At 42.4% G+C, this 22,395-nt stretch carries 19 protein-coding genes and 1 pseudogene; 11 read left to right on the forward strand and 9 right to left on the reverse strand.

Annotated elements, in window-relative coordinates:
- Window positions 1-254: 254 nt before the first annotated feature.
- Together glpT and glpQ are read left to right on the forward strand one after the other, a co-directional pair.
- Window positions 255-1,604, forward strand: a complete 1,350-nt coding sequence (glpT, locus tag ACWPW6_RS15995) for a glycerol-3-phosphate transporter (protein WP_163863061.1) — start codon at window positions 255-257, stop codon at window positions 1,602-1,604.
- A gap of 99 nt (window positions 1,605-1,703) precedes the next feature.
- Window positions 1,704-2,780 carry a glycerophosphodiester phosphodiesterase gene (gene glpQ, locus ACWPW6_RS16000; RefSeq protein WP_154622036.1) on the forward strand — a complete coding sequence of 359 codons (1,077 nt, stop codon included), beginning with the start codon at window positions 1,704-1,706 and terminating at the stop codon, window positions 2,778-2,780.
- Window positions 2,781-2,992: 212 nt separating this feature from the next.
- Here the strand turns inward: glpQ and epmA are convergent, their stop codons facing one another.
- A complete protein-coding gene (epmA, locus tag ACWPW6_RS16005; protein ID WP_163863651.1) occupies window positions 2,993-3,970 on the reverse strand; it encodes an elongation factor P--(R)-beta-lysine ligase in 978 nt (325 codons plus the stop codon).
- A gap of 799 nt (window positions 3,971-4,769) precedes the next feature.
- Between epmA and frdA the strand changes: the two genes are divergently transcribed.
- From frdA to frdD, 4 genes are read left to right on the forward strand one after another with little or no spacing between them, the layout of a single operon-like run.
- Complete coding sequence (gene frdA / locus ACWPW6_RS16010) at window positions 4,770-6,566, forward strand: fumarate reductase (quinol) flavoprotein subunit (protein WP_163863066.1); 1,797 nt, start codon at window positions 4,770-4,772, stop codon at window positions 6,564-6,566.
- Window positions 6,559-7,293 carry a succinate dehydrogenase/fumarate reductase iron-sulfur subunit gene (locus ACWPW6_RS16015; protein WP_154624539.1) on the forward strand — a complete coding sequence of 245 codons (735 nt, stop codon included), beginning with the start codon at window positions 6,559-6,561 and terminating at the stop codon, window positions 7,291-7,293. Before frdA ends, ACWPW6_RS16015 begins: the two co-directional genes overlap by 8 nt.
- 14 nt (window positions 7,294-7,307) lie before the next feature.
- The gene (frdC, locus tag ACWPW6_RS16020) at window positions 7,308-7,703 is read left to right on the forward strand and encodes a fumarate reductase subunit FrdC (RefSeq protein WP_004925800.1); all 396 of its coding nucleotides are present in this window, start codon (window positions 7,308-7,310) and stop codon (window positions 7,701-7,703) included.
- A gap of 15 nt (window positions 7,704-7,718) precedes the next feature.
- Window positions 7,719-8,072, forward strand: coding sequence for a fumarate reductase subunit FrdD (frdD, locus tag ACWPW6_RS16025; RefSeq protein WP_004925804.1), 354 nt, complete (start codon window positions 7,719-7,721; stop codon window positions 8,070-8,072).
- Window positions 8,073-8,651: 579 nt separating this feature from the next.
- On the opposite strand, the gene ACWPW6_RS16030 is transcribed toward frdD, so the two are convergent.
- From ACWPW6_RS16030 to ACWPW6_RS16040, 3 genes are all read right to left on the reverse strand, one after another.
- Window positions 8,652-8,978 (reverse strand): cupin domain-containing protein, encoded by a 327-nt coding sequence (locus tag ACWPW6_RS16030; RefSeq protein WP_163863068.1) that lies wholly within the window; start codon window positions 8,976-8,978, stop codon window positions 8,652-8,654.
- A gap of 29 nt (window positions 8,979-9,007) precedes the next feature.
- Window positions 9,008-10,306, reverse strand: coding sequence for an MFS transporter (locus tag ACWPW6_RS16035; protein WP_154624541.1), 1,299 nt, complete (start codon window positions 10,304-10,306; stop codon window positions 9,008-9,010).
- A gap of 70 nt (window positions 10,307-10,376) precedes the next feature.
- Window positions 10,377-11,537, reverse strand: a complete 1,161-nt coding sequence (locus tag ACWPW6_RS16040; RefSeq protein ID WP_004925816.1) for a mandelate racemase/muconate lactonizing enzyme family protein — start codon at window positions 11,535-11,537, stop codon at window positions 10,377-10,379.
- A 240-nt stretch (window positions 11,538-11,777) separates the two neighbouring features.
- On the opposite strand from ACWPW6_RS16040, the gene ACWPW6_RS16045 reads away from it, so the two are divergent.
- On the forward strand, window positions 11,778-12,509 hold the full coding sequence (locus ACWPW6_RS16045; protein WP_163863070.1) for a GntR family transcriptional regulator: 732 nt from the start codon (window positions 11,778-11,780) through the stop codon (window positions 12,507-12,509).
- Between the two features lie 282 nt (window positions 12,510-12,791).
- Here the strand turns inward: ACWPW6_RS16045 and sugE are convergent, their stop codons facing one another.
- The gene (gene sugE / locus ACWPW6_RS16050) at window positions 12,792-13,106 is read right to left on the reverse strand and encodes a quaternary ammonium compound efflux SMR transporter SugE (protein WP_154624543.1); all 315 of its coding nucleotides are present in this window, start codon (window positions 13,104-13,106) and stop codon (window positions 12,792-12,794) included.
- A 268-nt stretch (window positions 13,107-13,374) separates the two neighbouring features.
- Here sugE and ACWPW6_RS16055 point away from each other — a divergent pair, with 268 nt between their 5' ends.
- The 3 genes from ACWPW6_RS16055 (at window position 13,375) to ACWPW6_RS16065 (ending at window position 17,238) form a co-directional block, all read left to right on the forward strand.
- A complete protein-coding gene (locus tag ACWPW6_RS16055; RefSeq protein ID WP_154624544.1) occupies window positions 13,375-14,283 on the forward strand; it encodes an EamA family transporter in 909 nt (302 codons plus the stop codon).
- 346 nt (window positions 14,284-14,629) lie between these two features.
- On the forward strand, window positions 14,630-16,723 hold the full coding sequence (gene cstA, locus ACWPW6_RS16060) for a pyruvate/proton symporter CstA (RefSeq protein ID WP_154624545.1): 2,094 nt from the start codon (window positions 14,630-14,632) through the stop codon (window positions 16,721-16,723).
- 317 nt (window positions 16,724-17,040) lie between these two features.
- A complete protein-coding gene (locus ACWPW6_RS16065; RefSeq protein WP_154624546.1) occupies window positions 17,041-17,238 on the forward strand; it encodes a YbdD/YjiX family protein in 198 nt (65 codons plus the stop codon).
- An 81-nt stretch (window positions 17,239-17,319) separates the two neighbouring features.
- Here ACWPW6_RS16065 and efp read toward each other — a convergent pair whose 3' ends face one another.
- Entirely contained in the window at window positions 17,320-17,886 is a 567-nt protein-coding gene (gene efp, locus ACWPW6_RS16070) for an elongation factor P (RefSeq protein WP_154624547.1), read from the reverse strand.
- Between the two features lie 44 nt (window positions 17,887-17,930).
- On the opposite strand from efp, the gene epmB reads away from it, so the two are divergent.
- Window positions 17,931-18,959 (forward strand): EF-P beta-lysylation protein EpmB, encoded by a 1,029-nt coding sequence (gene epmB / locus ACWPW6_RS16075; RefSeq protein WP_196713648.1) that lies wholly within the window; start codon window positions 17,931-17,933, stop codon window positions 18,957-18,959.
- 48 nt (window positions 18,960-19,007) lie between these two features.
- On the opposite strand, the gene ACWPW6_RS16080 is transcribed toward epmB, so the two are convergent.
- From ACWPW6_RS16080 to ltrA, 3 genes and pseudogenes are all read right to left on the reverse strand, one after another.
- Window positions 19,008-19,352, reverse strand: a complete 345-nt coding sequence (locus tag ACWPW6_RS16080) for a DUF4156 domain-containing protein (RefSeq protein ID WP_154624549.1) — start codon at window positions 19,350-19,352, stop codon at window positions 19,008-19,010.
- Between the two features lie 754 nt (window positions 19,353-20,106).
- The gene (locus ACWPW6_RS16085) at window positions 20,107-20,418 is read right to left on the reverse strand and encodes a hypothetical protein (protein WP_249999363.1); all 312 of its coding nucleotides are present in this window, start codon (window positions 20,416-20,418) and stop codon (window positions 20,107-20,109) included.
- Window positions 20,419-20,493: 75 nt separating this feature from the next.
- A pseudogene (gene ltrA / locus ACWPW6_RS16090) lies at window positions 20,494-22,158 on the reverse strand (group II intron reverse transcriptase/maturase).
- Between the last annotated feature and the right edge of the window lie 237 nt (window positions 22,159-22,395).

The raw sequence follows: 22,395 nt of genomic DNA on the forward strand, positions 1-22,395 counted from the left end.
AGATGGTTTCTTTTCGTTCGTAAATAACATTAACTATGCCACCCATAAATAAAACAAATATTTGTGCAGTAGATTACAGATAAAATGTTTTTTTATGACTATCATAAGAGCACTTATGAAAGAAATTGCTCGATATGAAACTCGAATACTTTCGTTTTTGTCATTCTATCCATAAAAAATACTCAATACCCTTTATCTCGCATGAGATATAGAAGGTGAGAGGTAATAACTATTAGCATGCCATCGGAGGCTATATGTTAAGCATTTTTAAACCAGCACCTCATGCCCCGAGGTTGCCAGCAGAGAAGGTAGATCCAGTCTATCGTCGACTGCGCTGGCAAATCTTCATGGGAATTTTCTTTGGTTATGCAGCGTATTACTTGGTAAGAAAAAACTTCGCATTAGCGATGCCTTACCTTGTTGAGCAAGGCTTTTCCAAAGGGGATCTGGGTTTTGCATTGTCAGGGATCTCTATCGCGTACGGTTTCTCTAAATTTATTATGGGGTCAGTATCAGACCGCTCTAACCCGCGAGTATTCTTACCCGCCGGTCTGATCCTTGCCGCAGCCGTAATGCTTATCATGGGCTTTGTGCCATGGGCAACGTCTAGCATCATGATTATGTTCGTGTTGCTATTCTTATGTGGTTGGTTCCAAGGGATGGGTTGGCCTCCTTGTGGTCGGACTATGGTGCACTGGTGGTCACAAAAAGAACGTGGTGGGATCGTTTCGGTTTGGAACTGTGCTCATAACGTAGGTGGCGGTATCCCTCCTCTCCTATTCATGCTCGGTATGGCATGGTTTAATGATTGGAAAGCGGCGCTGTATATGCCTGCATTCGCGGCGATTCTGGTTGCGATTATTGCTTTCGCTTTAATGCGTGATACACCACAATCATGTGGTTTACCACCAATCGAGGAATACAAAAACGACTACCCACCTGACTACAAAGAGTCAGATGAGCAAGAGTTAACAGCAAAAGAAATCTTCATGAAGTATGTGTTCCCGAACAAACTTTTATGGATGATCGCGATTGCTAACGTCTTCGTTTACTTACTACGTTACGGTGTACTTGATTGGTCACCTACCTATCTACGTGAAGTAAAACACTTCGCTATGGATAAATCCTCTTGGGCTTATTTCCTATACGAATATGCAGGTATTCCAGGTACATTGCTCTGTGGTTGGATGTCGGACAAAGTGTTCCGCGGTAATCGTGGGGCAACGGGTGTGTTCTTCATGATTCTCGTGACGATTGCCACCATTGTCTTCTGGATGAACCCTGCTGGTAACCCAAATGTTGATATGGCTTGTATGCTCATCATCGGCTTCTTAATTTACGGTCCTGTAATGTTGATTGGTCTACATGCTCTTGAGCTTGCACCGAAAAAAGCGGCAGGTACTGCGGCTGGCTTTACTGGGCTATTTGGTTACCTTGGTGGTTCTGTTGCCGCGAGTGCTATCGTTGGTTATACCGTCGACTACTTCGGTTGGGATGGTGGCTTTGCTGTCATGATTGGTGGTTCTGCACTTGCTGTCGTACTACTGTTTATTGTGATGGTTAGCGAATCTAAACACAAACGTGAATTAGCGAAAATGAACTAACACTTCATTAAAGATTCACGTTAGTGCACTAAGCTCTGGGCTATATCAAAAAACGATATAGCCCTTTTTTTACCAAAAAAGTGACAAGGAGATACAATCATGCACTTCCCATTAAAAACGTTGGTGGCAAGTATGGTTTTAGTGATGTCAGTTTCAGCAGTGGCACAAGCAACTGAAAAGGTCGTTATCGCGCACCGTGGCGCAAGTGGCTACTTACCCGAACACACGTTACCAGCAAAAGCGATGGCTTATGCACAGGGTGCTGACTTTCTTGAGCAAGATTTGGTGATGACCAAAGACAATGAGTTAGTGGTACTTCATGACCATTACCTTGACCGCGTCACGGACGTCGCTGAGCGTTTTCCCAACCGCGCTCGCAAAGATGGCCGCTATTACGCCATTGACTTTACGCTCGATGAAATCAAATCATTAAAATTCACTGAAGGTTTTGATATTGTTGATGGTAAACAGGTTCAGAGCTACCCAAACCGCTTCCCTATGGGAAAATCAGATTTTCGAGTTCATACTTTCCAAGAAGAAATTGAATTTATTCAGGGATTGAATAAATCAACAGGAAAAAACATTGGTATCTATCCTGAAATCAAAGCCCCTTGGTTCCACCAACAAGAGGGCAAAGATATTACGAAAAAAACACTCGAAGTCTTGAAACAGTATGGCTATACCGATAAAAACTCAAATGTTTACCTTCAGTGCTTTGATGCTAACGAACTAAAACGCATCAAAAATACCTTAATGCCAGAAATGGGTATGGATTTAAAGCTTGTCCAGTTAATTGCCTATACGGATTGGAACGAAACGCAAGAACAAAAACCAGATGGTACTTGGGTTAATTATAGCTACGATTGGATGTTTAAACCCGGCTCAATGAAAGAAGTCGCTCAATATGCCGATGGGATTGGCCCTGACTACCATATGTTAGTCAGTGAAGATTCAACCCCTGACAATATTAAGCTAACGGGTATGGTAAAAGATGCCCATGCCAACAATATGGCGGTACATCCTTACACTATTCGAGTCGATAAGCTTCCGAAATACGCTAAAGATGGTCAACAACTCTTTGATATTATCTACAATCAAGCTGATGTAGATGGTGTATTTACCGATTTCCCTGACCTAGGTGTGCAGTTTCTCCAAAAACAGAAACAGCATCCATAATCCCTAGAAAGCCGATTGCAGCCAAACGGCTGCAATCTCAGACTGCTGACAAACCTATTATATTTGGCGGCAAGTCAAATAGGTTTTGAAAATAAACGAGGAAAATCAATTTATTGATTTTCGGCTGATAACACAAAGTGGGGAAAACCACGCTTTTATCCCACTTTGTCAACAACCTCCGATTGCAGCCAAACGGCTGCAATCTATCATCATTAAGCGATAGTCACAGGAAAAGCAATCACATCACTGATTCTTTCTGCATCTAATGCAATCATAATTAGGCGATCAACCCCTAATGCCACTCCCGAACATTCCGGTAATCCATGAGTTAACGCCGCTAATAAACGTTCATCAATAGGATGCACGGGTAGCCCCATAGCAGCACGCCGACGATTATCTTGTTCAAAACGCTGGCGTTGCTCATTCGCATCCGTTAATTCACGAAAGCCGTTTGCTAACTCCATCCCTTTAAAGTAAACCTCAAAGCGTTCTGCAACACGATGATCTTCAGTGCTGATTTCAGCTAAAGAAGCCTGAGTGGCTGGGAAGTGATAAACCACAACGGGTTTTTCTTTACCAATATGAGGTTCAACCCCCATCGTAAACAGTAACTGCAATAGGGTATCTTTATCTTCTTCTTGTTCGGCGACATTACTCAGATCCAAACGAGCAGCAACTTCCCTCAATTCACTTTTTTCTGCTGAAAGGGGATCAATGTCGAGATGACGCAAAAATGCTTGCTGATAAGACAATAATTCCGCACTGTCACAATCCAGTATTTGCTGTAGCAGATCATCAACTTCATTGATAAGGCGATACATATCATAATGTGGACGATACCATTCAAGCATCGTGAATTCAGGATTATGATGCCTGCCAGCTTCTTCATTACGGAAACTACGGCAGAGCTGATAGATAGGTCCACTCCCCGCAGCCAATAAGCGCTTCATATGGTATTCAGGGCTGGTCATCAAATAGAGATCTAACCCTTGTGCAGCACCGGGTCCCACAAAACGGGTATTAAAAGGGACAAGGTGAATATCCGTGATGGTCGCCTGACTCATCGCCGGAGTTTCAACCTCAAGTACACAGCGCTCCGTAAAAAAACGTCTAATCTCAGAGACGATTTTTGCTCGCTTTAACAGATTCGCGACAGGTGCACTTGGCTGCCAGTCCACTACTTCACTCATTAACATCACTCCAAAATAAACATAGTCGTGCAGTTTACTCACCTCTTGCGCGACAAACAATGCATTAACACGAATCAAATGCAATTGAGGTATCCGCTGCTATCATAATCATCCACGAACAGACTGAAATGTAACAAAGTGAGCAAAATAGCGTCGCTTATTCTTCAGCCAACACGATTGAGTAACGATCGTTTTATACCGCATCTAACCAGCTGCACAAAAAAGAAAAATCATGATTATTTCTAATGTAATGTTAAGGCCATGTTATCAATACTCTTCGTTAAACTTAATCAAATAAATGAGTATTTCAGACAATAAAAATGCGCAAATAGCGCTTCAGATATTACCGATTTTATTTGCTATCGAATATTCGGGATGAATAAGTTGATTCAATAAAATTTTTGTTATTATTCGCTTTACGACAGGAAATACGCGATCTTTAAAGTAGATTTAAATCCTGAAACTGACGTTAAAAATAATGGTAATCATTTGAATTGTCGTTTTTTTAGGACTCATCAAACTTAAAATGCCGCTCATGAAAAAACAATTAATAAAAACTTGGTACAGATCACATTTTATAGTGGAAATCGCCTAAAACCCCCCTCTATATCAAATTTATCCTGAGGACTATTCGCTATAATTCACAGCATGATAAGTCATTATTAGCTATTATATTATTTACTATTAAAAAAGAGAGTTTGTGCGGTATCACTCAACGTGATGCAAACAAGCAGATAGCTAAGCATCAAAAGTATTTAAAAGAATTTATTAATTTACACTTGAACAATGGAGAAGCGCAGTGCAAACCTTCAATGCCGATCTAGCGATTATCGGGGCCGGGGGCGCAGGCTTACGTGCAGCGATAGCTGCCGCAGAAGCAAATCCCAATATCAAGATTGCTCTGATCTCAAAAGTTTACCCAATGCGTAGTCACACTGTGGCCGCAGAGGGGGGATCAGCCGCAGTGACTCAGGCCCATGACTCCTATGACTATCATTTTAATGATACGGTTGCCGGCGGTGACTGGCTGTGTGAGCAGGATGTCGTCGAATACTTTGTCGAACACTGTCCGACAGAAATGACTCAGTTGGAACTATGGGGATGCCCATGGAGCCGTAAACCAGATGGTTCAGTTAACGTTCGTCGTTTTGGCGGTATGAAAATTGAGCGCACTTGGTTCGCTGCCGATAAAACTGGCTTCCATATGCTTCATACCCTGTTCCAGACATCGCTTAAATACCCTCAAATCCAACGCTTTGATGAACATTTTGTTCTCGACATCATTGTTGACGAAGGCCAAGTCCGTGGTCTTGTTGCCCTCAATATGATGGAAGGTACAAAAGTTCAAATCCGAGCTAACTCTATCATCATGGCTACAGGCGGTGCTGGGCGCGTTTATCGCTACAACACTAACGGTGGTATCGTAACAGGTGATGGTATGGGTATGGCATTCCGCCATGGCGTCCCTCTACGGGATATGGAGTTTGTTCAATATCACCCAACGGGTCTTCCTGGATCGGGTATCCTAATGACTGAAGGCTGCCGTGGTGAAGGTGGTATCCTTGTTAATAAAGATGGCTACCGTTATCTACAAGATTACGGCATGGGACCAGAAACACCGCTCGGTAAACCTGAAAACAAATATATGGAACTCGGTCCTCGTGACAAAGTTTCGCAAGCTTTCTGGCACGAATGGCGTGCAGGACGCACCATTAGCACCCATCGTGGTGACGTTGTGTATCTAGACTTACGTCACCTTGGCGCTGAAAAGCTGCATGAGCGTCTACCGTTTATTTGTGAGCTAGCAAAAGCGTATGTGGGTGTGGACCCCGTTACTGACCCCATTCCTGTTCGCCCTACTGCTCACTACACAATGGGGGGTATCGAAACAGATCAAAACTGTGAAACACGCATCAAAGGCTTGTTCGCTGTTGGTGAGTGTTCATCTGTAGGTCTGCACGGAGCCAACCGTTTAGGTTCTAACTCATTAGCTGAGCTTGTTGTCTTCGGCCGCCTAGCGGGTGAACAAGCGGCTAAACATGCAGCAGAAGCCACGCCTGCTAACGCAAATGCGATTGAAGCACGCACTCGCGATATCGAAGATAATCTGAACAAGCTTCTCAACCAAAAAGGTAAAGAAAGCTGGTCGAAAATCCGCGATGAGATGGGAATCTCAATGGAAGAAGGTTGTGGTATTTACCGTACACCTGAACTCATGCAGAAAACCGTTGATAAAATTGCGGAATTGAAAGAACGCTTTAAACATGTCGAAATTACCGACCATAGCAGCGTGTTCAACACCGATCTACTTTACACTATTGAACTTGGGTTTGGTTTAGATGTTGCCGAATGTATGGCACACTCCGCCTTTAATCGTAAAGAATCGCGTGGTGCACACCAACGTCTTGATGAAGGCTGTACAGAGCGTGATGATGTGAATTTCCTAAAACACACATTGGCATTCTATAACCCAGAAGGCGCACCTCGCCTCGAATACAGTGATGTGAAGATTACTAAATCTCAGCCAGCAAAACGTGTTTATGGTGCAGAAGCTGAAGCTCAAGATAAGGCAAAGAAGGAGCAAGCTAATGGATGATATGAAACACTTAAAAATGGAGATCATGCGCTACAATCCTGAAACGGATAATGAACCCCATTTAGTGGCATATGATGTCCCTTATGATGAGCAAACCTCATTGCTGGACGCTTTAGGTTATATCAAAGATAACCTTGCACCTGACCTCTCTTATCGTTGGTCTTGCCGTATGGCAATTTGTGGTTCTTGCGGGATGATGGTTGATAAAGTGCCAAAACTGGCCTGTAAAACCTTCCTACGTGACTACCCCAATGGTCTAAAAGTTGAGCCATTAGGCAACTTCCCGATCGAACGTGATTTGGTGGTTGATATGACTCACTTTATTGAGCGCTTAGAAGCGATCAAACCTTATATTATTGGGAATGATCGCAAACCTTCTGAAGGGCCAAATAAGCAAACTCCAGCTCAAATGGCGAAATATCATCAATTTTCAGGCTGTATCAACTGTGGTCTCTGCTATGCCGCCTGCCCACAGTTTGGTTTGAATCCTGAGTTTGTTGGTCCTGCTGCAATTACCTTGGCTGAGCGCTACAACTTAGATAACCGTGACCACGGAGCAAAAGAACGCATGCCATTATTGAATGGTGATGATGGTGTCTGGAGCTGTACATTTGTAGGCTACTGCTCTGAAGTCTGTCCTAAGCATGTTGACCCAGCAGCTGCAATCCAGCAAGCGAAAGCAGCCAGCGCGCAAGACTTTATTATCGCCATGCTGAAGCCACGATAAGGAGAATTGAAGTCATGACTACAAAACGTAAACCCTATGTAAGGGAAATGAAGGGCGACTGGTGGCAAAAGTTAGGTTTCTACCGCTTTTACATCGTACGTGAAAGTACCTCCGTTCTTCAGCTATGGTTTAGCCTTTTAGTGTTATTCGGCGTATTCGCCTTAAAAGGTGGTCCAGAATCTTGGGCAAGCTTTGTTGGATTTTTAAGTAATCCAATCGTCATTATTATCAACATTATTACACTGGCTGCGACGCTACTTCATACCACAACATGGTTTAATCTAGCGCCAAAAGCCGTCAGTATTATCGTTGGTGATAAGAAAATGTCACAAGAACCGATTGTTAAAGGTTTTTGGGCATTAACGATCTTAGTGACGGCAGCGATTTTAGCAATCGCACTGCTATTTTAATCAACGGAGGATCTGATGAATCTAACGCCTAAACGTTCCGATGAACCAGTTTTCTGGGGATTATTTGGTGCCGGTGGTATGTGGAGTGCCATTGTTGGACCTGCTATCATCATTCTCTTGGGAATATTAATCCCATTAGGTGTTGCACCTGAAATGCTAAGCTATGAGCGTATTGTCGCATTCTGCCAAAGTTTTATCGGGCGTATTTTCTTACTGCTCATGATAATTCTACCAGTATGGTGTGCTATGCACCGTATTCACCACACACTGCACGACTTTAAAGTGCATGTCCCAGCATCAAAATGGGTATTTTATGGTGGTGCGGCGATTATTAGCGTGATCGCTATTATTGGTGTCATTGCTCTGTAACCGCGTTACTGATCCCTCATATGCCTCACCGCTATGAGGGATTTTTCATGATATTGCCTCTCATCTCCCTTACTATTTCCACGTTATTAAGCAGCTCTAAGACGACTGTCATGGCAGCCTCTTGATCAAGGCTACGATTTCATTTCCTATCAATCCATCTGCGGTTATGACATGGCGATGACGTTAATGACGTCATCCGGGCTAGATTTGGTAGTCCCTGTATTACACATTAATCAATTAGATAGCGCATTTCCCTTGCGTTAATGGCAGCTTCTATGACTGAGGAGATGACTAAACTCTATTCGCTTTTTAGCGTTTATGCTTACCGTTTTATATTTGGTTTATTGTCTTTAATCCGTAACAATCAATACCGAAGAAAAATAAGGATGCGGTATCTGGGATATCACGCAAGTGTCTTTTCCTTAATGATAAAATAGCTTTGATTATGACGGATTGCCTTGTTTATTATGCCATTCATTGCTCAGTTTTATTTATTGAAAAATAAAAGGGGATCTCAATTTTAGACATCGAGATCCCCTCTATTTTATCAATAGATTTTTAATCATTTAGCAAAATGATTTAATTATCTAAAAAGTCTTTTCTCATTGGTACGAATATATCTAAGATTTCGCCATGAGATAAACATTCACAGCGATGTTTCTCATTGGAAGGAATATAGACAACATCACCTTCTCCAACTTCTTTAGAAACATCCCCAACTTGATATCTAAATTTACCTTTGAGTATATAACTCATTTGTTCATGTGGATGAGAGTGTAAGTCACCTAATGTACCCGCGGTGAAAGATAATCTTGCTATCATCATATTTTCACTACCGGGAAATAACTTACGTCGCGTACCTAGGGCAATATTTTTTGCCTCTGTTTCCTTATCGAAAATAAACATTACGACCTTAGTGTTAATATTATGGCTATTTAATTTGATTTTACTAATGGTTCATCATCCGGTGTAATTGGCTTAATATTTCTTAACATTACTAAATAAACCAATGCCCCAATTGCGCAAGCAATACCAGATACAATTAATGCCCAAATAAATGAACCCGTTGCCGCAATAATATAGCCAGTTACAATAGGACCTAAAATACCGCCACAGTTAGAAACTGCACTTTGCATTCCACCTAAGACTGACGTCATATTACGTGGCGCAACATCCCCAGGTAATGACCATATTGCTGAGGCTGCAAAGGCAAGTGCTGCATAAGATAAACACAGTAAAAACATCATTAAGGTCACAGATTCAACTAACCCCGAAAATGCGATACTGGTTGCAATCAGCATACCGCCCACAATCGGTAATTTACGAGCAAGGTTGATATTATTATATTTAATATACAAATAATCCGTCGTCCAACCGCCAAGCCATTGACCTGCGATCCCACATAGTGGTGGCAACATGGCAGCAAATCCCATTTCTTCCAAACTCATACCTCGTTCCATCATTAAATAAGCAGGGAACCAAGTAATAAAGAAATAAATGGCGTAGTCCAACATAAAGAAACCGATACACATAGCTTGTACATTGCGGTAACGGATCAACTGATACCACTTCATCGGCTGAATATTATCAATACCATCTTTTTTAATTTGCCCATCACGAATATAAGCAAGCTCTTCAGCACTGATTTTTGGGTGTTGTTCAGGATCGTGATATACCTTTAACCATGCAAAAACCCAGAGAACCCCTAATGCACCGCAAATAATAAATGCCGATTCCCAGCCCCATTTCGCAATGATCCACACCACTAATGGCATGGCGAACGCGGTTCCAAATTTAGAGCCACTATCAAATAATGCCGTTATTCTGCCTCGTTCACGGTCTGGAAACCATTTTGCAGCGATACCACTATTACATGGATATGCCCCAGCTTCCCCCATGCCCATTAGAATTCGAGTGGAAATAAAACTCAGTGGCGTTTTAGCTAATGCGGTGGCAGCTGTTGCTAATGACCACCACAATACCGATCCTGCCAACGTTTTTCTTTGCCCATATTTATCTGCAATAAAACCCGCGGGGATTTGGCATAATGCATAGCTTAAGAAAAACGCTGACATTATCCATCCCATCATCTCTGGTGAAATTTGCAGTTCCTCTGAGATAGTCGGTGCCGCCGCAGACATAACAGTTCTATCTAAGTAATTAATAACAATCGCAAGCGTCATTAATATCGCTATCGAGAACCTTATTTTTGTACCTTTGTTCTTATTTTTCATCGTAACCATACCTTTTAATAAGGAGAGGAAACCAGATAGTGTGATCACTATCTGGCTTATGTAAATGAAGTTACTTAAACAAACGCTCTGGATTTACTGTGAATTTTGCTAACTTATCGATATCTAGCTCGATACCAAGTCCCGGTAATTTTGGAATCGTTAAATAACCCTGCTCATCCACTTTGAATGGGGTTTTAACAATGCCATCGATATATTGGCTACCACCAATAAACTCGACAAAGTCCACTTGTGGGAAAGCGGCCGCCATTTGTAAGTCAGCCGCCAGCCCCATTGCGGTATTCCAACCGTGTCCAACATACTTAACCCCAAACTCATCAGCGAGCCATGCGATTCGACGTTGTTCTGAGATGCCTCCCACTTTCGTCACATCAGGCTGAACGATATCGAATGCCCCTTGTGAGAGCCATGGTAAGAAAGATTGACGACGGGTTAATACTTCACCACCGGCAATAGGTACTGGGCTTTCTTTACGCAGCACTTTAAAGTCTTCAAGGTCATCAGGACGTAACGCTTCTTCAAACCAACCAACTTGATATTCCGCTAACATATGCGATGTTTGGATTGCCCATTTCAAACCGTTTGGCCAATATGCATCACTTGCTCCCGCATCAACTAACAAGTGTGATTCGTACCCTGCCGCATCTCTTGCCGCTTCCACAATTGCTCTATCTAATTTGGCATCGTTGTTACGTCCAAATGGTCCCCAACCAATTTTAAATGCTTTAAAACCAAGCTTTTTATAATCAGAGATCACGTTGAACATTGTCTCTGGTTCTTCCATAAGTAAAGAGCAATACGGCTGTACCTTGGAACGATAATTACCGCCAAGTAACGTACTGACAGGTAGCCCTGTTGCTTTACCTAAAATATCCCACAAAGCAATATCAATACCGCTAATCGTATGTGTTAACGTTCCCCCACGCCCCATCCAGAATGTATTTTGTCTAAGTTTTTCAGACACTCTTTCTGGCTGCAATGCACTTTCACCAATACATAAAGATGCCAGTACAGGAATAGCGGCTTCAACTAAGCGACCATCGGTAAAGACGCTGCCGTACCCCGTGATGCCAGCATCGGTATGCACCGCAATAATGGCGTGGATCGAATCTTCTGGCTTGATTTCATTAGACCATCCCCCTTTTGGGCTCTCCCCAAATAAAGGCACGGCAACAATTTCAGTAATTTTTATGTCTTCAAGCATGTTGTTCATGTTTTTTCCTTCTCTTACTTAACTGTATTTGAGGCATTTAACAACATTGTAAGATTGTATACAATATTCAATTGTTGAATATGTGATCCATTCTGGGTTTATCCCCTCTCGAAAAAATATCGCGATAGTGGGTTTTTTATTGGTTTATTGCTAGCCAATGTGATAATTTTGATGCATTAAAGGCGCAATCAACTACCAATTAATTCTTTGATTAGTAACAAATTTAATAGGCTAAACATCATGACCGTTGGAAAAGGGAAACAATCGCAGAAAATCACCTCGCAAGAAGACTATTGGAAGCCAATCAAAGCAAGGACACTCACTGATGATGTGGTAGATAAAATTGTCGAGGCAGCAACGCGTGGATTTATCCTGCCTGGGGATCGTATTGTTGAAAAAGAAATTGCGGAAAAAATGAATGTCAGCCGTGTTCCTGTTAGAGAAGCCTTAAGAGTATTAGAAAGCCAAGGGATCGTGATTAATGAGCCATTTAAAGGCATACGAATGGCCCCCGTTTCAGAAGAGAGGCTGGATGAACTGATCGAAGTCAGAATTCTATTAGAACGACAAGCGATTAAAACCTTTATCGCTAAACACAAGCATTTAGACCCACAATCTATCGAACAGCTAAACCAGTGTATTGTGCAAATGGCACGAGCAGCAAAATTAGCGGATAGCTATGAGTTCTCGCTTTGTGACGTGAATTTCCATCGGACATTATGCCAATTAAGCGGGAACAATACCCTAACCGCATTATGGGAAAACGTCTCTAAACAGTTGACAATTATTATTGGGATATCCACCTTTACCAAGCCTATGGAAGAAATTATTGATGAGCACAAAGTGCTATTAGATAAAATACGCTCAGGGGATCTCAATATTCTAGAAACAGAAATCAAAGAGCATATTCGCAATCAAAATAAAGAAATAAACTTTAATCAAGCTATTGATAAAAAAAGAGAGCCCAAATAAATAAACCTAACGTAGCCCCCGATAAAAAGGCCGTGTTAATGAACACGCAAGCGAAAACACTTAGCGCCTAACCTGCAAAGGAGCATCTTGGCTAATCATTACCTATCTCAGGGAAGTTTTTTCGATAGGATTTGCATATATCACGACGAATTTGAGCTTTCCAGCGTACTAAAGAACCCAAATATCGAGTCTCTATTTTCGGCGCATTTGCGTGGATTGAAACTTTATCATTATCCATCAATACGAGCGCCTATTGCGCCCGTATTAACGAGTATATTTATGTTAGCTTGAAACTTTTAGACCGATTAAACCGGTAATAATTAATGCCAAACTTAATAAACGAAATATATTGGCAGACTCACCAAGAAATATAATCCCAACTATCGCGGTTCCCACAGCGCCTATTCCAGTCCAAATCGCATAGGCTGTCCCTGCGGGTAGATCACGCATTGCATAGGCAAGCAGCCCCATACTGGCAATAATCGCGACAATTGTAACAATACTGGGGGTAAGACGAGTGAAACCATGGGTGTATTTTAAACCAACCGCCCAAACAATTTCTAAAAGGCCTGCAAACAATAGGATTACCCAAGCCATTGCTGTAACTCCATAAACAATGCGGGGTCGTCCCCAAATTTTATGACGATCACTTAGGTCGTCCTAAGCGCGTATGATATGAGAGGGTATTATAAACATTCAATTTAAAGGTCTCAAGTAAGAAAATATAACAATTAAATCCAAATAAGTGATTTAAATTAACTTAATTGTACTGTAATGGCTTACAAGAGCATCTTTATTATCGCATATGAATATGTTCAAGAGTAAAGTGTTTTACTCTAAATAAAAAATCAACTGAGAAAATAACATGAAGTTCAAAGATGTATTGCTCGCTCTTTGTGTCGTCATCATTTGGGGTGTTAATTTTGTCATTATCAAATTAGGCGTTACCGCTCTACCGCCTTTGCTCTTAGGGGCTTTACGCTTTGTTTTTGTTGCGTTTCCAGCTATTTTCTTTTTCAGGCGTCCCCGTATCCCATTTAGACTACTTCTACTTTATGGATTAACCATCAGCTTTGGGCAATTTGCATTTCTATTTTGTGCAATTCGAGTGGGTATGCCAGCGGGGATCACTTCGGTTATTTTGCAATCACAAGCTTTTTTCACCTTGCTACTCGGCGCTGTCATTTTAAAAGAAAAATTACAATTAACTCATTATATCGGTATGTTTATTGCCGTGATTGGTTTAACCATATTAGCGAATGGCGGAACCAACAGTGGCCTTGATGATATTCCGTTACTTGGTTTAACTTTTACTTTGATCGCAGGACTTTCATGGGCTTGTGGCAATATTACGAACCGAATCATTATGCAGCATGAAGGCGAAGAAAAATGCAGCGCTCTCTCCTTAGTCAGTTGGAGTGCCCTTATCCCAATCATACCTTTCTTTGTCAGCTCATGGATTTTTGAAGGTGAAGAAGCGATTTTACACGGGTTAGCAGGCTTTGATTGGTCAGTATTCGGTACGATTATTTACCTTGCATATTTATCAACTTTTGTCGGTTATGGATTATGGGGTGTTTTACTCGGGCGTTATGAAGCGTGGCGTGTTGCACCATTTTCGCTGTTAGTTCCCTTGTTCGGGTTAAGTAGTAGTGCCGTATTCCTTGGTGAACAAATTAATAGGGTACAAATTGCTGGCCTGACTTTTATTATGTTTGGCTTAATTATCACCTTATTTGGTCGGAAACTCATTCAACGCGTTAGACAGATTTAATCACCATCATAAGTTACGCTGGAGAGGCTCTCTCTCCAGTTGCCTCCCCTTAATAAGTGAGTCACCTCCCCCCCTAGATAAATAACCATATGGAATATAATCCCAAAAGCCTACAGTTTAATAGCATTAACACATCATCCTGATAATGTCCTTTAGCTTAAATCAAAATAAAATCCAGCCAGTCATCACAATTTAGTGATGTAAATTGCAGTTATGAAATTTATTTTCACCTCAGCATTGGTTTCACGTTTTAGCTATTTTGTCTTTTCGTCAACAGCGGCTATATGTGTCAGTAATCTACAAAGATAATTAATAACAGTTTGATAATAAGACGGATGGAAAGGCTATGGGTAAACAATTAATTTGGATTGTACTAGCAATACTCGGTGCTTTTGCTCTTGGTTATGTTGCATTAAACCGCGGAGAGCAGATCAATGCGCTATGGATCGTCATTGCCGCTGTTTGTATCTATTTAGTCGCCTATCGTTACTATGGGCTATTTATCGCCAAAAAAGTACTGCAAGTTGATGAAACACGCATGACACCATCAATTCGCCATAATGATGGTTTAGACTATGTTCCAACAGATAAAAAAATTCTATTCGGTCACCATTTTGCCGCTATTGCTGGTGCCGGCCCACTAGTTGGTCCTGTTCTTGCTGCACAAATGGGCTACTTACCCGGTATGTTATGGATCCTGGCGGGGGTTGTTCTAGCCGGCGCGGTTCAAGACTTTATGGTGCTATTTGTTTCAACTCGCCGAGATGGTCGTTCATTAGGAGAGCTCGTCAAAGAAGAGATGGGGAATACGGCGGGTATTATTGCTCTGATAGCCTGTTTTATGATTATGGTGATTATTCTTGCCGTACTCGCGATGATTGTCGTCAAAGCACTGACTCACAGCCCTTGGGGAACCTATACTGTTGCCTTCACTATCCCCCTCGCTATCTTTATGGGGATATATACTCGTTATATCCGTCCGGGGCGTATCGGAGAAGTTTCAATTATTGGTTTAGTATTCCTTATATTCGCTATTATTTCAGGGGGTTGGGTTGCTGAAAGTGAAACATGGGCACCCTACTTTGATTATACTGGAGTACAATTGACTTGGATGCTAGTCGGCTATGGCTTCGTGGCGGCAGTACTACCCGTTTGGTTATTACTCGCTCCTCGTGACTATCTTTCTACCTTCTTAAAAATTGGAACCATTATCGGTTTAGCCATTGGGATTTTAATTTTAAATCCTAACTTGCAAATGCCATCATTGACAAAATTTGTTGATGGTACAGGCCCTGTGTGGGCAGGTGATCTGTTTCCATTCCTGTTTATTACCATTGCGTGTGGGGCCGTTTCAGGTTTCCATGCATTGATCTCTTCAGGCACCACACCCAAAATGCTGGCGAATGAAAACCAAGCCTGTTTTATTGGTTATGGCGGCATGCTGATGGAATCTTTCGTTGCTATCATGGCGCTGGTTGCAGCTTGTGTCATTGACCCTGGTGTCTATTTTGCAATGAACAGCCCTATCGCCATGCTGGCTCCAGCTGGTACAGAAGATGTTGTCGCGTCAGCTGCACAAGTGGTGAGCAGCTGGGGTTTCCAAATCACGCCTGATCAGTTAACAAATATCGCAAATGAAGTTGGTGAAAACAGTATTATTTCCCGTGCGGGGGGAGCTCCGACACTCGCCGTTGGTATGGCTTATATTCTGCATGGTGCTCTCGGCGGCTTAATGAATGTCTCCTTCTGGTATCATTTCGCCATCCTGTTTGAAGCCTTGTTTATTTTAACCGCTGTCGATGCAGGAACCCGTGCTGCGCGCTTTATGCTACAAGATTTGCTAGGCGTTATTTCACCGTCATTAAAACGGACCGATTCGCTACCTGCAAACTTAGTGGCAACTGCATTATGTGTGCTTGCTTGGGGGTATTTCCTTCATCAAGGCGTTGTTGACCCTCTTGGTGGTATCAACACCTTATGGCCACTATTTGGTATTGCGAACCAAATGCTAGCCGGTATGGCATTGATGCTATGTGCCGTTGTCTTGTTCAAAATGAAGCGCCAAAAATACGCATGGGTGGCTTTAGTACCGACAGCATGGCTGTTAGTCTGTACTATGGTGGCTGGATGGGAAAAAACCTTCAGTGAGGATGCTCGTGTAGGCTTCTTAGCGGTTGCGAATAAATTCCAAGCAATGATTGATAGCGGAAACATTCCATCGCAATACACTGAATCTCAGTTGGTCCAATTGATTTTTAATAACCGCTTAGATGCGGGACTGACCATTTTCTTTATGATTGTCGTCGTCGTATTGGCCCTATTCTCAATTCGTACCGCAATGAAAGCGTTGAAATCTTCTGAACCAACGGCAAACGAAGTGCCATACCAACCGATGCCAGCTAACTATCAGGAGATCGTCGCCAATACCCGTCATCATTAACCAGATAAAGGTGACACGATGACGGCAAGTATGCCGCAGCTCTAACGCTAAGCCCCTTGTATAAGGGGCTCAGACTGCTGACAAACCTATGATGTTTGGCGGCAAGTCGAATAGGTTTTGAATATAAACGAGGAAAATCAATTTATTGATTTTCGGCTGATAACACAAAGAGGGAAAAACCACGTTTTTATCCCACTTTGTCAACAACCTCAGCCCCTTGTATAAGGGGCTAACCCTCTAAAGGTCGCTCGTTAAAATGGTAAGCAACACGCATAAAACGGTTAAACGATAATATAACGTTAAGTGAGGGAATAACCATGTTTGGTTCACTAGGTAATGCCGCAAAATATCTCGGGCAAGCAGCAAAAATGATGATTGGTGTGCCTGACTATGATAATTACGTTGCACATATGCAGCTGAATCATCCAGATCAAACACCCATGACGTATGAAGAGTTCTTTAAAGAACGTCAAGATGCTCGCTATGGTGGGAAAGGCGGCTTTAAGTGCTGCTAAGCTGCACTCTCAATTTTAAACGATAAAAAAACCGTAATGCCATACAAACATTACGGTTTTTTAGTTTCATCCAAACAGGTATTATTTTACGCGTGAAACGTATTCGCCTGAACGAGTATCCACTTTGATCACTTCACCAATCTGAACGAATAGAGGTACTTTAACTACTGCACCTGTGCTCAGCGTAGCTGGCTTACCACCAGTACCCGCTGTGTCACCTTTCAGACCTGGGTCAGTATCGGTAATTTCTAACTCGACAAAGTTTGGCGGAGTCACTGCGATTGGGCGACCATTCCACAGAGTCAGAATACAATCGGCTTGGTCGATCAGCCACTTAGCGTTATCACCAACCGCTTTTTCGTCAGCTGCAAGCTGTTCGAAAGTTTCGTTGTTCATGAAATGCCAGAACTCACCATCGTTATAAAGGTAAGTTAAGTTCATATCCATGACATCTGCACCTTCGACAGAATCAGTAGACTTAAATGTTTTTTCCAACAGTTTGTTAGAAATCAGTTTACGAATACGAACACGTGCAAACGCTTGACCTTTACCCGGTTTAACGAATTCACTATCAAGAATTGCACAAGGTTCGCCATCTAACATGATTTTAAGACCTGAGCGGAATTCATTGGTACTATAAGTAGCCATGGAGATCCTCTAAATTTATACACTAAAAATGGCATAGCCAAAAAATGGTCGATATTGTAACTCAAAATACCTCATCCAGAGAAGTCTGGATACAACAACTTGCTGAAGCAATCACTAATCCTGATGAATTGCTACAAATACTGGGGCTAGAAAACCATCAAGCATCGAAAGATGGCAACGACGCACGTAAATTATTTCCATTGCGTGTGCCGAAGCCCTTTATTTCGCGCATGAAAAAAGGCGATCCTCAAGACCCTCTGCTATTGCAAGTATTAACCGCAAAAGCAGAATTTGATATCTATCCGGATTTTTCCACTGATCCATTAGCAGAACAAAATAATGAGATCCCCAGTTTACTACATAAATATCACAACCGAGCATTGATGTTGGTGAAAGGAGGCTGTGCGGTAAACTGTCGTTACTGCTTTCGCCGACATTTTCCTTATGAAGATAACAAAGGAAACAAAAATAATTGGTTGATAGCTGTGGATTATATAAAAAACCACACTGAACTCAATGAAATCATCTTCTCGGGTGGGGATCCCTTAATGGCTAAGGATAGTGAACTCGATTGGTTAATCAGCCAACTGGAAGCGATCCCACATATTAAGCGACTCCGGATCCACTCTCGTCTCCCTGTCGTGATTCCTGAACGCATTACCGATAATTTATGTAACAGGCTTGCTAGCTCGCGCTTTCAAGTCATCATGGTGACACACCTGAACCATGCAAATGAAATCGATGATAGTTTTAGAAATGCCATGCAGAAACTCAAAAACTCAGGTGTGACATTACTCAACCAAAGCGTGCTATTACGCGGAGTTAATGATAATTCAGATACATTGGCTGATTTAAGTAACGCATTATTTGATGCAGGCATTCTCCCCTATTACCTACATGTTTTAGATAAAGTACAAGGTGCCGCACATTTCTTAGTGAGTGATCAAGAGGCTAGATTACTCATACAACAGCTACTTGGAAAAGTTTCTGGCTACTTAGTACCTAAATTGGCACGGGAGATTGGCGGAGAGCCGAGTAAAACGTTACTCGACCTAAATCTGAAGCAGTGCTGAAATGAAAACGCCCGATAAGTCATCGCTATCGGGCGTTACATGTTCATTTTAGGGACACTTATAAACTTGCCCGATCATCTTGCTATCGACTGGAATGAAGCTTGAAAGAATAGTTTCACTTGGGCTAGTCGCACCAAAAATGACGTTTCCGCCCATAGCGCCAGCTTTGTTGCGTAGATCATTAGCTGCACCACGCATAGAACTTGAATCACTATTGACACCGCTCAACCAGTTGCTTTGAGTTCCTGTTACTTGACCAAGGAGCTGGCAATCACTTCCAGGTTGGTTTTCAACAAAACGAACTTGTGAGCCTGCGGCAGTTAAATTAGTTGTTGTCGAACAGCCTGCTAAAAGTAGTAATGCAGCAGCACCAAGCAATACTTTAATTCGCATGTTTTCCCTCATTTATCATCATGTTTTTGCAGCTGGTTTGAGAACCCTCATTCCCTTCTTTATTCAACTGACTGTCACCATCAACAGCACCATTGAACTGATCTTCACGAGTGCCACCAAATTATAACCACTCAGGCACCTGTTTACAGCCAAAATTCGCCAGATCTATATTGAGAGATATGGATTACGGTTCAAAGTATCAGCAAAGGCAGAATCCTAAAAAATTAGGCCATCCCTATCAGCCAACGCAGCTTACCATAAAACGCGTATACTCTAAATAATTCGAAGCACGTTTCAACTATACCGAGTATTTAACACGTTGGGTTTTCTGTTACTGACCAAACCAATTTGCCTTACTCCAAATATAACCTGTTGCATGTCCTTTTCGCAAAAATAAATATGTAATATCTCATTTGAGAGCCTAGCTGCTAACACACTTAACCAGACTGACGGCCCCTTTATCAATGTCTTTAGAGACTCTCTACATGTTCATTTAGCGACCAAACTCATCACTCATTGAAGCACAGCCATAGACGAATGATATAAAAAAACCGGTACTGCCAGCCAATACTCGCAATACCGGTTTAAAAGGCTTAACAGTGATTATTCACTGTTTGAGCGTGATGTCGCCAAATGGCTGTCGGGTAGCAGCAGCGCATTACTGCGCCGCCGCCCCCTAAGAACCGTACATGCAAGTTTCCCCGCATACGGCTCAAGCCTTTATAAGTCCTTGCTATTGCTCAGACCGACAACGTTATTTACAGGTTTTGCTTACCGAAGCAGGTGCCAGTTTTACCCCAGAGAAAAGCTCAAACTCATCAACATTTTCGTTGTGTTCATGACAGAGCGGTACGATGTACCAGTCTTTGTCGGTTGAATCAACTTTAATGACGTGAGCTCCGTCTGTAGGTTTTTCCATGCAGGATTTTTCTCCACAATAATCAGGTAGAGAAGTCTCCCCAGTAGTATTGAGCCAGTGTTTTAACCAGCTGTTGCAAGAACATTTATTTTTACTGGTGCCCTTTAAATTTTTCAGTTTCATATTTAGCCTTAATTTTTCTTCCATTTAGCAGAGGTACATCGCATAAGCCTATAAACCGCAATAGACCATTCCTTCCATATGGTATTAATGGCCAATATATCAAGCTGATAAAGTAAATTTATTATGCACCAACCGATGACAGTTAGGATGCAACATCATTAAATTATCGCTTTCATCACCCCCTCCATCTACCCGTCTGATGATGTGATGGATATCCCAATCATCATTATCTCTGAATAGCTGGTGACAGATCGGACAGCGATAGCCTTGCCGTTCCTAAATTAATCTCAGTTTTCCTCGCTGCATTTTCCCTTCTTTCCAGCGCTTAATTTGCCGCTGTTCAAAGTACAGTTCGTCAACCGGATCATATGGGTTCGCCTCAGCCCTGATTTTAATATGCCTTTTAATCGGGATATCTTTGCAGGACACTAGCCTTCTCAGGCCATTATCCGCATCAATACTCTGGAATACCCAGTTCTCGCTCCCGACCGAATGAAAATATTTCTTTTTCACCCAATACTTGTTGCGATTCCCGTGCCGACGGCATGACCAGCGCCAGAGCAATTGCCAGACGCGATAGTCGATATAGCTGAACGTTTCTTTGGCAACAATATGACGATGATAATTTGCCCAACCCCGTAATACCGGATTAAGTTGCCTTATCAAATCACCCTGTTTTGATGCCGCATTACGCTTCACTATTTGCCGGATTTTCTGAAGATGATTACGCAATCCCTTAGCAGCCGGCTTTATCAGCATTTTGCCACGATACTTGCGTACATTCTGCCCCAGAAAATCAAACCCTTCCGAAATATGCGTTGTCACCGTTTTTTCTGGTGATAATTGCAGCCCTCGTTCCGCCATAAATGCTTCAACAAGGGGTTTGATTTTATTCTCAAGTAACTCTTTCGAGATACAAGTAATGATAAAATCGTCCGCATAACGCACATAATTGACCTTGGTTTTGTAACTGGCTTTGGTATTTTTCTTCCCGAAATGGGTTTCAAGCACCTCTTCCAATCCATCCAGAGTCATATTTGCCAGTACAGGGGAAATAATGCCTCCCTGTGGTGTACCAGCTTCTGTCGGGTGTAAACGACCGGATTCCATAAATCCCGCTTTAAGCCATTTCCCGAGTACCTGTCTATCCAACGGAATGTTGGCAAGTAACCAGTCATGACTGATGTTATCAAAACATCCTTTTATATCGCCTTCCAGTACCCATTCAGCAGAGCTTTTACGACTGAGATTAACAAAACATTGCTCAATCGCATCCGCCGCTGAACGAGCCGGACGAAAGCCATAACTGTTGCGATCTGCCTTTGTTTCCGAGACGGGATCAAGTGCCAGCAGGTATAGTGCCTGCATCGCCCTATCCTTCATCGTCGGTATCCCCAAAGGACGGCATTTGCCGTTACTTTTAGGAATGTAAACCCGCCTTAACGGAGACGGCTTATAACCTGTCCGTTTAAGCTGATCGATCGCATACCATTTACTTTCGGGAGTGTTCCACAACTGGCGATCCACTCCGGCTGTCTTTTTGCCTCGATTTTCGGTAACCCGCCTGACAGCCAAAGCTTTGGCTGCAAACGAGCGCGTCAGCATTCTTTGCAGAGCTTTCACCCTGCGCCAATGCTTCTGCTTTGTTGCCTTTGCGATTCGTACCTGTAGCCCTCTGACCTGACGGTGTATCTGACGCCAGTTAATCTGATGCCAGTTTTCCGCCCTGCCGGAAAGCGCAGGTACTTCTATTAACGTACTCAACTTGCTACTCTCCTCAGTGCTTTGGATTAAAAAAAAAGCCCAAGCGAGAGCTGACAGATAGCCCCCTTGCGGGAGTTATCTTATGCTCCCGCAAGGGTTAGGTCAGAACAGAGAACTGTCCTAACCAACTTTCTGTCACGTTAGATTTGCTTTACAGTACTGCACACAATTAAAGACCAGTCGGAAGTCTGCCCCGTTTTCCGGTAGAGGAACGTTTAACCTCTTATCCATTCCATT

It is taken from the genome of Providencia sp. Marseille-Q8014 (assembly GCF_965112055.1).